General features: G+C 38.9%; 12 protein-coding genes and 1 riboswitch. Of the genes, 9 read left to right on the forward strand and 3 right to left on the reverse strand.

Annotated elements, in window-relative coordinates; genetic code table 11:
- Positions 1 to 177: 177 nt before the first annotated feature.
- Together lepB and rnhC are read right to left on the reverse strand one after the other, a co-directional pair.
- Positions 178 to 792, reverse strand: coding sequence for a signal peptidase I (gene lepB, locus FJR77_RS08345; RefSeq protein WP_049523793.1), 615 nt, complete (start codon positions 790 to 792; stop codon positions 178 to 180).
- 3 nt (positions 793 to 795) lie between these two features.
- Positions 796 to 1,677: a ribonuclease HIII gene (rnhC, locus tag FJR77_RS08350; RefSeq protein ID WP_140834353.1), complete on the reverse strand. Its 882-nt coding sequence runs from the start codon at positions 1,675 to 1,677 to the stop codon at positions 796 to 798.
- 86 nt (positions 1,678 to 1,763) lie between these two features.
- Here rnhC and zapA point away from each other — a divergent pair, with 86 nt between their 5' ends.
- From zapA to FJR77_RS08365, 3 genes are all read left to right on the forward strand, one after another.
- Positions 1,764 to 2,066, forward strand: coding sequence for a cell division protein ZapA (gene zapA, locus FJR77_RS08355; RefSeq protein ID WP_000002019.1), 303 nt, complete (start codon positions 1,764 to 1,766; stop codon positions 2,064 to 2,066).
- Entirely contained in the window at positions 2,063 to 2,611 is a 549-nt protein-coding gene (locus tag FJR77_RS08360) for a CvpA family protein (protein WP_140834355.1), read from the forward strand. The genes zapA and FJR77_RS08360 overlap by 4 nt, the downstream gene beginning before the upstream one ends.
- A 218-nt stretch (positions 2,612 to 2,829) precedes the next feature.
- Positions 2,830 to 5,166 carry an endonuclease MutS2 gene (locus FJR77_RS08365; RefSeq protein WP_140834358.1) on the forward strand — a complete coding sequence of 779 codons (2,337 nt, stop codon included), beginning with the start codon at positions 2,830 to 2,832 and terminating at the stop codon, positions 5,164 to 5,166.
- Positions 5,167 to 5,216: 50 nt separating this feature from the next.
- Here the strand turns inward: FJR77_RS08365 and FJR77_RS08370 are convergent, their stop codons facing one another.
- The gene (locus FJR77_RS08370) at positions 5,217 to 6,146 is read right to left on the reverse strand and encodes a helix-turn-helix domain-containing protein (RefSeq protein ID WP_140834359.1); all 930 of its coding nucleotides are present in this window, start codon (positions 6,144 to 6,146) and stop codon (positions 5,217 to 5,219) included.
- A gap of 286 nt (positions 6,147 to 6,432) precedes the next feature.
- Here FJR77_RS08370 and FJR77_RS08375 point away from each other — a divergent pair, with 286 nt between their 5' ends.
- The 6 genes from FJR77_RS08375 to FJR77_RS08400 all read left to right on the forward strand — a co-directional run bounded on the left by FJR77_RS08375 (position 6,433) and on the right by FJR77_RS08400 (position 12,045).
- Positions 6,433 to 7,476: an SPFH domain-containing protein gene (locus FJR77_RS08375; protein WP_140834361.1), complete on the forward strand. Its 1,044-nt coding sequence runs from the start codon at positions 6,433 to 6,435 to the stop codon at positions 7,474 to 7,476.
- A 9-nt stretch (positions 7,477 to 7,485) separates the two neighbouring features.
- A complete protein-coding gene (locus FJR77_RS08380; RefSeq protein ID WP_140834363.1) occupies positions 7,486 to 7,896 on the forward strand; it encodes a hypothetical protein in 411 nt (136 codons plus the stop codon).
- Complete coding sequence (locus tag FJR77_RS08385) at positions 7,896 to 8,924, forward strand: hypothetical protein (RefSeq protein WP_140834365.1); 1,029 nt, start codon at positions 7,896 to 7,898, stop codon at positions 8,922 to 8,924. Before FJR77_RS08380 ends, FJR77_RS08385 begins: the two co-directional genes overlap by 1 nt.
- Entirely contained in the window at positions 8,925 to 9,347 is a 423-nt protein-coding gene (locus FJR77_RS08390; protein WP_140834367.1) for an MFS transporter, read from the forward strand.
- Between the two features lie 162 nt (positions 9,348 to 9,509).
- Positions 9,510 to 10,424 carry an N-acetylmuramoyl-L-alanine amidase family protein gene (locus tag FJR77_RS08395; protein WP_140834369.1) on the forward strand — a complete coding sequence of 305 codons (915 nt, stop codon included), beginning with the start codon at positions 9,510 to 9,512 and terminating at the stop codon, positions 10,422 to 10,424.
- A 61-nt stretch (positions 10,425 to 10,485) separates the two neighbouring features.
- Complete coding sequence (locus FJR77_RS08400) at positions 10,486 to 12,045, forward strand: DUF6287 domain-containing protein (RefSeq protein WP_140834371.1); 1,560 nt, start codon at positions 10,486 to 10,488, stop codon at positions 12,043 to 12,045.
- A 202-nt stretch (positions 12,046 to 12,247) separates the two neighbouring features.
- Positions 12,248 to 12,336: riboswitch (glycine riboswitch) on the forward strand.
- Positions 12,337 to 12,370: the final 34 nt, after the last annotated feature.

Genomic DNA, 12,370 nt, shown 5'->3' on the forward strand with positions numbered 1-12,370 from the left:
TCCATTTGCAACCTCAAAACAGTATTTTGAGCAGCCTGCGGCTAGCTTCCTAGTTTGCTCTTTGATTTTCATTGAGTATAACTTTGTTTCTATCTTAATCAAACTGGATAGTGAATAATCATATTCTCACGATAGAAGAAGAGGCTGAGATTCTTGATTCTCGGCCTCTTAGGTCTCTTAAAATGTTCCGATACGGGTGATTGGCCAGAAGCGGAATTTAGCTTCCCCTGTGATATCTTTTGCTTTAAAAGTACCTACATGGCGGCTGTCGCTAGAAACCAAGCGGTCATCTCCGAGGAGAAGGTATTCTCCTTCTGGGACAGTAAAGCTAAAGTTAGTATTGTAGTTGACATCGACTGTGAAGGCTTGGGCTTTTTGAGCGATACTTCTAAAGAAAGTGCCTTTATTTCCTTCAAATCCCTTGCCTGAGTAAGTGCTTTGGAGTTTGTCATCCTTGAAACGTTTGATGTAGTCTGCTAGGTAAGGTTCGTCCGTCTCTTTATCATTGATGTAAAGTTTATCATTTTCGTAACGGATGGTATCGCCAGGCATTCCAATCACGCGCTTGACGATGTCCTTATTGCCATCTTCCTCATGGGCCACCACGATATCAAAACGGTCAATAGGGAGGTGTTTGACAACAAAGAGAATTTCACCGTCCGCTAGGGTCGGATCCATGGAATGTCCTTCTACGCGGACATTGCTCCAAAAAAAGATACGGCTTAAGGCTAGTAATGACAGAATTAGGAGGAATAATCCCCACTCTTTTAGGAAATGTTTAAATGAATTCATAATTTACCTTTCTAAGCGTTTTTTCGCTTTTTCAGTATTTTTAAAGTGTAGCTTGGCGCAGAAATTGAGTCCCTTCATGCCATAGGCTTGCAAAATCTGGCTAGCTACCTTATCAGAAGCAGTTCCAGCTCCACTTGGAAGTTGATAGCCCAGTTCTCGTCCCAGATTTTCAAGATTTTCCAGAAAGAGGTCACGCGCAATGATAGAAGAAACTGCGACAGCCAAGTATTTGCCCTCAGCCTTTTCTTCTAAGCTGATAGGATTGCTGAAACGATTGGCCTCTTGTGCCAAGTACTTGTCATAATTTTTAGCACTGGTAAAGGCATCAATCACAATTTTCTCAGGCTGAAGTCCTTTTTGAAGGAGGAGATAGATAGCCTGGTTATGGAGGGCTACCTTAACAGAAACAGCATTGTAGCGTTCTCCGATGACCTCGTTGTACTTGCTTGGTGAGAGAAGCAGGGCCTGGTGCTGGATTTTTTCCTTGAGAATAGGGGCAATCTGACGAATCTTTTGGTCGGTCAGAGTTTTAGAATCTCCCACACCGAGTTTTCGCAAGAAGTCATGCTGGTCAGGTGTGACAAAGGAAGCCACAACTGCAAGCCCACCAAAGTAGGAACCATTTCCCACCTCATCTGTCCCAATTAAAGGAAGATTTTGTCCCCTGGTTTCCTCTACAGCTTGATAGCCAAAGAAACTGGCGTATTTCTCAGCCCCTTCACCCTGAAGCAAGACCTTTCCAGAAGTATAGATAGAAACTGTTGCTTGAGGTAGTCGCAAAAAGTAGCGGATATAGGGATTCTTGCTGGGAGCCAGACTGGTTTGATAGTGTTCAAGAAAAGCCTGAATCTCCTTTTCACTTGGTGTGAGTGTTATACTTGCCATAGTTTCTATTGTACCATAAAAGCAGGCAAATTTGTAAAAACTGACAAAGTTAGCGAATTTTGGTATAATATCGTGAGGTGAATTTTATGGCAAATCTAAATCGATTCAAATTTACATTCGGAAAAAAATCATTAACCTTGACAAGCGAGCATGATAATCTCTTTATGGAGGAAATCGCCAAGGTTGCGACAGAAAAATACCAAGCAATTAAAGAACAAATGCCTAGCGCAGATGATGAAACAATCGCTCTTTTGTTGGCAGTCAACTGTTTATCAACTCAGCTCAGCCGTGAGATTGAATTTGACGATAAGGAACAAGAGCTAGAAGAACTCCGTCACAAGCTTGTGACTTGCAAGCAAGAACAGAGCAAGATTGAGGATTCCTTATGATTTCACTCCTTCTTCTATTGGTCTTGGCTTGGGGATTTTATATCGGCTATCGGAGAGGCCTGCTCTTACAGATTTATTACCTGATTTCAGCTATGGCATCGGCTTTTATGGCTGGCCAGTTTTATAAGGGACTTGGAGAGCAGTTCCATTTATTACTTCCTTATGCAAATCCGCAGGAAGGTCAGGGAACTTTCTTTTTCCCATCGGATCAACTCTTTCAGCTGGATAAGGTCTTTTACGCAGGGATCGGTTACTTGCTTGTATTTGGGATTGTCTATAGTATCGGTCGTTTGCTTGGTCTCCTATTACACTTACTTCCTAGTAAAAAACTGGGTGGTAAGTTGTTCCAAGTTTCAGCAGGTGTCTTGTCCATGTTGGTGACCTTATTTGTCTTGCAAATGGCCTTGACCATCTTGGCGACTATCCCCATGGCAGTTATACAAAATCCTCTTGAAAAGAGTATCGTCGCAAAACATATCATCCAGAGCATACCAGTAACAACTAGTTGGCTTAAACAAATCTGGGTGACAAATTTAATCGGATAAAAAGGGCAGGAGTTTTCCTAGCCCTTTGTTTACAGATTTGACTCGAATCTATCAGAATGTAAAAATCTAATACTCTTCGAAAATCTCTTCAAACCACGTCAGCTTCCATCTGCAACCTCAAAACACTGTTTTGAGCAACCTGCGGCTAGCTTCCTAGTTTGCTCTTTGATTTTTATTGAGTATCATACACCTAGACATTCAAAGACAAGGAAATAACGATGAACAAGAAAATATTAGAAACATTAGAGTTCAATAAGGTCAAGGCCTTGTTTGAACCTCATTTGTTGACCGAGCAGGGCTTGGAGCAATTGAGACAGCTGACTCCGACTGCTAAAGCGGATAAAATCAAACAGGCTTTTGCTGAGATGAAGGAAATGCAGGCTCTCTTTGTCGAGCAACCGCATTTTACTATTCTCGCAACCAAGGAAATCGCAGGAGTCTGCAAGCGTTTGGAGATGGGGGCGGACCTCAATATCGAGGAGTTCCTCCTCTTGAAGCGCGTACTTCTTGCCAGCCGAGAGCTGCAAAGTTTTTATGCCAATCTGGAAAATGTCAGCTTGGAAGAATTAGCCCTTTGGTTTGAGAAATTACATGATTTTCCGCAATTACAAGGAAATCTCCAAGCCTTTAATGATGCAGGTTTCATTGAAAATTTTGCCAGTGAAGAATTGGCGCGCATCCGTCGAAAAATCCATGATAGCGAGAGTCAGGTACGCGATGTTTTACAGGACCTGCTCAAGCAAAAAGCGCAGATGTTGACAGAAGGGATTATTGCCAGCAGAAATGGCCGTCAGGTTCTACCTGTCAAAAACACTTACCGTAATAAGATTGCAGGTGTCGTCCATGATATTTCTGCCAGCGGAAACACCGTCTATATCGAACCCCGTGAGGTGGTCAAACTGAGCGAAGAAATCGCTAGTCTGCGAGCAGATGAGCGTTATGAAATGCTTCGCATTCTCCAAGAAATTTCTGAGCGTATCCGCCCTCATGCGGCTGAGATTGCCAATGATGCTTGGATTATCGGCCATCTGGACTTGATTCGTGCCAAGGTCCGCTTTATCCAAGAAAGGCAAGCAGTCGTACCTCAGCTGTCAGAAAATCAAGAAATTCAACTGCTACATGTCTGCCATCCTTTGGTCAAAAATGCCGTCGCAAATGATGTCCATTTTGGCCAAGATTTAACAGCCATTGTCATCACAGGTCCCAATACTGGTGGTAAGACCATCATGCTCAAAACTCTGGGATTGACGCAGATCATGGCTCAGTCTGGTTTGCCGATTTTAGCAGACAAGGGAAGTCGTGTTGGTATTTTTGAAGAAATTTTTGCTGATATTGGCGATGAACAGTCTATTGAACAGAGCTTGTCTACCTTCTCTAGCCACATGACCAATATTGTGGATATTCTTGGCAAGGTCAATCAACATTCACTCTTACTCTTGGATGAGTTGGGGGCTGGTACAGATCCCCAAGAGGGAGCCGCTCTTGCCATGGCTATTCTGGAGGACCTTCGCCTGCGTCAAGTCAAGACTATGGCGACCACCCACTATCCAGAACTCAAGGCCTACGGTATTGAGACAGCCTTTGTGCAAAATGCCAGCATGGAGTTTGATACTGCAACTCTTCGCCCGACCTATCGCTTTATGCAGGGTGTTCCTGGCCGAAGCAATGCCTTCGAAATCGCTAAACGTTTAGGCCTATCTGAAGTTATCGTAGGGGATGCTAGTCAGCAGGTCGATCAGGACAATGATGTCAATCGGATTATTGAGCAGCTGGAAGAGCAGACGCTAGAGAGTCGCAAACGCTTGGATAATATCCGTGAGGTGGAGCAAGAAAATCTCAAGATGAACCGTGCTCTCAAAAAACTCTACAACGAGCTCAATCGTGAAAAGGAAACCGAGCTTAACAAGGCGCGTGAACAGGCTGCTGAGATTGTAGACATGGCCCTCAGTGAAAGTGACCAGATTCTCAAAAATCTCCACAGTAAATCTCAACTTAAACCCCATGAAATCATTGAAGCCAAGGCCAAGCTGAAGAAATTGGCTCCTGAAAAAGTGGACTTGTCTAAAAACAAGGTCCTTCAAAAGGCCAAGAAAAAACGAGCTCCAAAGGTGGGAGATGATATCGTGGTTCTCAGTTATGGCCAGCGTGGTACCCTGACCAGTCAACTCAAGGATGGTCGCTGGGAAGCCCAAGTTGGTTTGATCAAGATGACCTTGGAAGAAAAAGAATTTGACCTTGTTCAAGCTCAGCAAGAAAAGCAAGTCAAGAAGAAACAGGTCAATGTTGTGAAACGAACTTCTGGTCGTGGCCCACAAGCCAGACTGGACCTTCGAGGCAAACGCTATGAAGAGGCTATGAATGAGCTAGATGCCTTCATTGACCAAGCCCTGCTTAATAATATGGCTCAAGTTGACATCATCCATGGTATCGGAACAGGTGTCATCCGTGAAGGAGTTACCAAATACCTACAAAGAAACAAGCATGTCAAGAGTTTCGGCTATGCCCCACAAAATGCTGGAGGCAGTGGTGCGACTATTGTGACTTTTAAAGGATAAGAAAAGCCTGAGGAAATATGTAGTTCCTCAAGCTTTTTTTGCTTTCTAGATTAGATATCTAAAGGTTGTCCAGTGCGATTGAGTTGTGTGACAGTAACAAAGAAATCCTCTCTCATTCGAGTCAGAAGTTGATTTGGATAGATTTGTTCAAAGTTATCAAGACTAGCAAAGATATGTTTAGCAAGCTCTAGACCTTTGACATCATCTTGTCTGAGAAAATTATTAGCCCGCTCCATGGAAAGACCAATCATCTCTGTCATCTTGGTACTCAGTAGAGGGAAGGTATTAATCACTTCCAGAGTCTTCAACGCTAGATTTTCAGCTTTATCATAGTAGCCATTAACAGAGTAATGCTTGATAGCAGTTCTTAAGCAGGCAATATAGTAGTCAGCAGTACGGATTGAATGGTATTCAGTCTGTTTTTTTAGAGTATCTAATAAGTGGTAGAGTCTGTAGTCTAAAAATTCGATTGAAAAGTGAGGAAGGATAGATGAAAAGATATTCACTTCAATTTTATTCCAATCGTCCAATTCACTAAGATAGTTCTTGATATATTCTAGTTCTTGATAATCTTTTGGAGTCAGAAAAGAATCGCCGATGATGTTTGCGATAGCAAATTTATTGACTACACGATTGGCAATTACATAGTGTTCAGCAATCCCAGGATTTTCTAAGGGCTGATTAATCAAGCTAATAATCTTTTTAAATTCACGCTTATAGGCCAAATCAGCAACTTGAGCCTGTAATTTATGAAATTCAGTTGGGAACATCTGCGTTTTGAGACTATCAAAGGTTTCTTTATCAATTCCAATATTAGAAAGAATCTCTTCAAATTTTTGAATGGTTATTCGAGATTTTCCTTGCTCAAACTGACGTAAAAAGTGAGGAGTCACTGTAGTTCCAGCAGCTTCCTTCTGTGTAAATCCTCTCTCCTCGCGGATGGCCTTATAGACTAATCCATACACACTTTCATCTTGCATCCTAAATCTCCTCAAGTCCTTTTTTTCATTCTATCATAATTCTACCAGTTTTTAAGGAAATTTTTAGAAAAAAGTAATTATAGTTACGTTTTTTCGGGGGGGGGGGGGGTAATTGTTCAATAAAGGTAAATATAGATACGCTTTTAGTAAATAAGGTAAATAGCATGCTATACTGTAACCGTAAACAACAAAATATAAAAGGAGATTACTTATAATTATAATTTGTTAAATGCCTCTACGAAATAATAGAGAGTTACTAAACAAGTTGTTATGAAAAGGAGTAGTTATGGCATTAAATATATTTGAAGTTGTTCGGTATGAAGGAGAAGATACTAGGAATATACTAGCTTGGCGACATCCTAATAAAAATATGAAACCTGGAACAACTTTGATTGTTAATCCTGGTCAGCGAGCTGTTTTTTTCTCAAATGGTCGAGCTGTTGAAAGTTATGAGGAAGGTAAACATAAGATTGATGGAAACAATACTCAGTTTCTATCTGGACTAAAATCTTTTGTCAGTGGGGGTGTGTCACCAGATTCTTCGTTCCTTTGGTTTGTCAACATGTACGATTTACAACCAATTGGATGGGGGACACCGTCACCGATATTGGTTAGAGATCCAGAAAGTCAAATTCCTGTTGAGCTAAAATCGTATGGGAACTTTATTCCGAGAATTGTTGATTTAGAAACTTTTATCTTAGAGTTTATGCCAAGCCATCCAGATATGATTACAGCTGATGTCTTTCAAAAACGCTTTAGACAAGCTGCTATAGGCATTATCAATTCAGCTGTTTCTCAGGTGGTTTATAACAATAAGATTGCAGTCATTGATATTGAAAAGCACACGTATGATATAGCTTTGGAATTATCAAAAATTTTATCAAATCATTTTTCTAAATATGGGATTAGTGTTGAAGAATTCAATATTGAATCTCTGAAGGTTAATAAAGATAGTCATGGTTATAAGGAGATTTTTGAATATCATCAAAGAGTTTTGACTTCCAAAGGTAAACGTGCAGGTCGTGACATTGAAGGTTACACTTATCAAGAAGAGCGTCAATTTGATGTTTTAGAAGAAGCAGCACAAAATGAAGGCTCTGCAGGTAACCTAATGGGAGCTGGTATGGGGATATCTATGGGACTTGGATTAGGAGCCCAATTTGGTAATTTGATGGGAAGTATGGGAAATACGCCTTCACCAGATAAACAACCAAATCAGAATCAATCCGTTTCAAATGAAGAAATCGGTTTAGCTAAGTTTTGTAGTCAATGTGGGACTGCATTTTTAGAGGGAGCTAAGTTCTGTTCCAATTGTGGTCAGGCAAGATAGGAGAAGAATATGAGTAAAAATATTTGGATTTATGTAGCTGGTGCTGTGACCATCATTACTACAATTATTTTAGGATTATTAATTCCGCATCTATCTATTTCTTTATACTATGTTGCCTTGGGATTTTTAGTAATAGCAGAGTTTGTGTTTTTCCTACAAATGGTTATCAAGCGTCAATTTACAGATTGGCTACCAATCAATGTAGTTACAGCTATTTGGATAATTGGGCAAGTTTTCATGATGCCTCTAGTACAAATTTTACCAAGTTTTCTATTTTGGATTATTGAAGTACTAGCAATCGGTTTGGTGGCCATTATAGGCTCTTTAACAGCAGCGGATAGCCACTATCGTAAAGAACGGGCAGAAGCTTTCTCAGAAAATGCAGAGGATGTTTTTAATACTAAAAAGGGAGATTATTGATGTATCAAATATTTAGATTTTTTAGTTTATACTTTATCGGCTTAACGAGTACTATGTTATTTGTTATTCTCATATCTTGGGGATTTAATGGATTCGATACTATAAGGTTTTTACGTTCATCACCAGTTATATTTACTTCTTTTTCTTTGCTTTTATCTGCCTTTGTTTATTATAGTTGTGGAGTTTTAGAAAATATCAAAATAAAAGCAAAAGCTTTAGATGATGTATATAATGGAGAAGAATCATATAAGGATTCCCTTGATGGAATGTATAATTTATACGATGATGAAAACAACATATACTATGAGGGAGAGGTTGAAAGTTTTTTTGAGACTGCCTGGAGAGTATTGGGAGTATTTATAAAGTGGTTTTTTCTTCAATTAGTATTTTTTGTTTTCAATATGATTTTTACGTCAAATATTGGAATAGAGGCTGGAGCGGGAATACTTTTTTCCATTGTAAGTTTTACTAGTATTGGTATATTTATTGGAATTCCTCTCTTTATTTTTCGTTTACTAGAATGGACGGAGGAGAGAGTTTTGACTTATACACCTTTGATGTCTTTAATCATAATACTCTATTCTGTTCCTAATGTTCCTTATATTATTTTTGCCCTACTATTGTTATGTATCAGACCTCGTGGAAGTTCTATAGCAGAAAATATTGAGGAATGTTTCACCTTTGAAAATTTAAAATATTATGCAACCTTACCTACAGCTATTTTGACAGTCGGTGTTTTTACAACTGCATCATCAAATAAATTATTAAGCTTTATTCTCATTATTGTTACATATCTTGTATGTTTAGTAACTGTCTTAGTAATGACTTATCAGGAGTCAAAACGAGACGAGGAGCGTAAGAAACAGAAGGAAATTAAAAATTTACATCGGATTTTTGCAAGACATAAAATTACAGAATATTCTTATGCGGTCATTTGTCCATCATGTAGTAGCTATAACATTCTTGAATTGGGTAAGGGGAAAGACTGTGGACATTGTGGAGCATGGCTATCTAGAGAGGAGAATTAAATGAGACGTCATCGTTTAATCATTACAAAGTTAATTTATCCAATACTATTTGTGATTAATGTCTACTTGGGTATTCAATTCTATTTATATTTCACATCTTTTCCAGATAAATTTATAAACTATGTCTCGCCTATATACTTGATTGTTTTCTCTGCTTTTGTTTTCTTCTTAGTCTTATCTTTCTTTGTTTTAATGAAGACACCTACTATGAAGAAATATGAAAAGAGTCTAAAAACAGTTTTAGAATATGAGAAACGTGATGAAGATGTTATTCAAAGTCAAGGACAAAAGATCAGCAAAGAAACAGATTATCGTTTATCTGCTAAACGAGTCTACTGTCCAACATGTGATGCACCAACAGAAGGTGTGGTTGGTTCTTCCCTAACCTGTGAAAATTGCGGGGAGACTTTTGAAGTATCTTAGTCATTAGAAATGGATAAAAAGTTAAGTATGGTTTCCCTGATATAAAAAAGTTAGTTTAAAAATCAAATAAAGTATAAATACAGATACTCTTTTCATAAAAATAGTAGAGTCCATACATTACTGTTAGTGTAAACAATAAAAATTTAAAGGAGGTTTTTGATAATGAAGTCAAAAACAGTTTTAGTAACCAGCCTAGCGGCTGCAACATTTGGTCTTGTCTCTCTTGTAGACACAACAGGAGTTCTACCTTTTTCAGCGCAAACGGTGCAGGCTGACACACAAACTCTTATCCCAACGGCAAAATATTATATTATTCTTCCGAATGATGCAGAAATATTTAATAGATGGAAGGGAACTGTTAATATTCCTATTATTGGGGCTACAAAAACTACTCCAGAATTATCTTATTTCCAAGAATCTGATCGCAACTATATAGCTCTTGAGAATAAGTCTGGTGCCAATTACATAGAGTGGAAGGGGACTGTAGAAGAGTTTAAAGAGGCTATTAAGAAGCTGACGGATAAAAAACCAACTCCAAATCCAGCTCCAATTCCACAATCGGATAAAAAACCAACCCCAGATCCAACTCCAATTCCAAAATCTACAGTTCCATCTGGATGGTCAGGTTCGTCCTACTACCAAAATGGTACGAAAGTTACTAATAAGTGGATTTTCGATAAAAACTATAATTCCTACTTCTACCTAGATGCTTCAGGTAACTTTGTCCAAAATTCTTGGGTAGGAAACTATTACCTTAAATCAGGTGGTTACATGGCTAAGAGTGAGTGGATTTTTGATAAGAACTATGGTGCCTACTATTATCTAACGTCTGAGGGAAGCTATTCTTACAGTACTTGGGTTGGTGATTATTATGTTAAATCAAATGGTAAGATGGCTACAAAAGAGTGGATTTTTGATAAAAACTATGATTCATACTATTATTTAACATTAGAAGGCAGCTATGCTCGTAACACATGGGTAGGTGACTACTATCTCAAATCAAATGGTAAGATGGCAGTCAACGAACGTACCCCAGATGGCTACCAAGTAGATAGTTCAGGTAAGTGGGTTAAATAAAATAAAAATAGTGAAAGGAATTAGCACGGGCTGATTCCTTTCTCTTAGATAAGGGAGCAATATGAAAAAGTTATTATTAGCCACAACACTTTCACTAACACTAGTTCTAGGAGGGTGTCAGTATCTACCTTGGAACAAAACTATTGAACCAGCATCCGAGAAAGTAGCAAGTCCAGAGATAGATTACAACCAATACAACAAGGTTCTGGATGACTACGAAAAAGTAGTGAAAGGCACCTCGTCGACTGATATAGATGTCAATCCCCTAGCTAGTCAAGTAAAGTCTTCTCAAGGCTTTTATACAGATGTGGTTTATCACAAGACGGATTTGAATAATGACGGAGTGGATGAACTCTTGCTTGCTCTTGAAATGAAGGGTGGTGGGAAGAGTTTGCTTGATATCCGCACTTTGAAAGATGAAAAAGTGATTCGTCTGATCAATCAAGAAAATCGTTTAGACCAGATTGGTGAGAGAATGACAGTCGGTATCCTGCCAGACAATTCTCTGCTCTATCGTGGAGCTGGTACAGCAACGAGTCACATCTATGCCCACTATCAATTTAGTGAGGACGGCCAGTCCTTGGTGAAGGCCAAGGAAGCTCAAGAGCTAGCAGATCTTGGTGTCGGTTCGCCCATTTCTCTAGAAACCCTAAGTTGGAAGTCAGTTTCTGATAAAATTCCTGGAGGGGCAAGTGCAGATAAGGGTACGGAAGAAACTAAACCAACCGTTGATTATAGTCCTTATAATAGCATTTTGAAGGATTATGAGTTTCTTCTAGACCATAAGTCAGAGGTTAAGGATAATATCAATCTAACTGCTAATGTCTATGCAGGGATGGCAGAACGCAGTCAAGCCTTTACCTATGCAATGGTTGATATGGATAAAAATGGCATTGATGAATTGATTGTATCTTCGAAAAATGGTAGTGAGATTTTAGATATTTTCACACTCAAAGATCAGAAAGTTATTCGCCTCACCAATTCTGAAAATAAAATGCAGATGCTTGGAACTCGATTCAAAGCCTATCTCCTAGAAGATGGGAAGCTTTATACCCAGTGGAATCCGTTCGCAGGAGATCCACAAACCATTCATACTATTTGGAAGTTGAATAGTGGTGGAGACAAACTAGAGAAGGTTAAAGAAGCCAAGACAGAGGATGAAGTTAGTCCTGGTACTCGAATGAATCTATCTAATCTTACTTGGAAATCTGTAACAGAAAAATTTGCTACAACATCATCTTCAACTAGCAAAACTGTTTCTAGCAAAATGGATATTAACTCCATAAAAAATGGGGATTTTTCTAGCATTGAGGGAAGATGGAGTAAAGGTAATGGTGGAGAAGATTTAGTTTTTAGTAAGGATGGGCTAGTGGCTCCAGAACAGTTTAAAGTTGACCTTGCAGAATCAGAAATAGTAAATGATTTTCTACGAGCTCGCTATTCAGGTCCAGCTTTTGGAGTCTTTATTCAATTCATACCAGCAGGAGTTAGAATACCAGACGAGACATCAATGGATGGATTAATATCAGACGCTTCGGATATTAGTAAAGATAGAATTCTCTATCGTGCTTCATTTCCAGTACATAATAAACCAGAACAATTCTTATATCGTGTGGAATAAGAGTGAAACAGATTGATTTAATAACTAATAGCACCTCATGCACATGGGAATGCTCAATCTTTTTCTACAGAGTCAAATAAGAATTTTCTAAAACACATTGACAAAAGCCAACATTTTTTGTAAAATGAGAATCAATTAAATACCAACACCGAATGAAGTTTAATAGAAGTGGTAAATCGTTTGATTTTCCATGACTGTAAATGGACGGAACTCTGGAGAGACCGTAAAGGCACCGAAGGGGCAAGGCAGGCAACTGCTCAAACTCTCAGGTAAAAGGACAGAGCTAGGATAGACCGCTTTTTGGCATTTATCTAAGCATTCCAGA

Source organism: Streptococcus shenyangsis, from assembly GCF_006385785.1.
In the GTDB taxonomy this organism is placed as follows: domain Bacteria; phylum Bacillota; class Bacilli; order Lactobacillales; family Streptococcaceae; genus Streptococcus; species Streptococcus shenyangsis.

Excerpts from the sequence above, each read along its gene's own strand:
- lepB (WP_049523793.1), bottom strand. The coding sequence starts at position 792 with ATGAATTCATTTAAACATTTCCTAAAAGAGTGGGGATTATTCCTCCTA.
- rnhC (WP_140834353.1), bottom strand. The coding sequence starts at position 1,677 with ATGGCAAGTATAACACTCACACCAAGTGAAAAGGAGATTCAGGCTTTT.
- zapA (WP_000002019.1), top strand. The coding sequence starts at position 1,764 with ATGGCAAATCTAAATCGATTCAAATTTACATTCGGAAAAAAATCATTA.
- FJR77_RS08360 (WP_140834355.1), top strand. The coding sequence starts at position 2,063 with ATGATTTCACTCCTTCTTCTATTGGTCTTGGCTTGGGGATTTTATATC.
- FJR77_RS08365 (WP_140834358.1), top strand. The coding sequence starts at position 2,830 with ATGAACAAGAAAATATTAGAAACATTAGAGTTCAATAAGGTCAAGGCC.
- FJR77_RS08370 (WP_140834359.1), bottom strand. The coding sequence starts at position 6,146 with ATGCAAGATGAAAGTGTGTATGGATTAGTCTATAAGGCCATCCGCGAG.
- FJR77_RS08375 (WP_140834361.1), top strand. The coding sequence starts at position 6,433 with ATGGCATTAAATATATTTGAAGTTGTTCGGTATGAAGGAGAAGATACT.
- FJR77_RS08380 (WP_140834363.1), top strand. The coding sequence starts at position 7,486 with ATGAGTAAAAATATTTGGATTTATGTAGCTGGTGCTGTGACCATCATT.
- FJR77_RS08385 (WP_140834365.1), top strand. The coding sequence starts at position 7,896 with ATGTATCAAATATTTAGATTTTTTAGTTTATACTTTATCGGCTTAACG.
- FJR77_RS08390 (WP_140834367.1), top strand. The coding sequence starts at position 8,925 with ATGAGACGTCATCGTTTAATCATTACAAAGTTAATTTATCCAATACTA.
- FJR77_RS08395 (WP_140834369.1), top strand. The coding sequence starts at position 9,510 with ATGAAGTCAAAAACAGTTTTAGTAACCAGCCTAGCGGCTGCAACATTT.
- FJR77_RS08400 (WP_140834371.1), top strand. The coding sequence starts at position 10,486 with ATGAAAAAGTTATTATTAGCCACAACACTTTCACTAACACTAGTTCTA.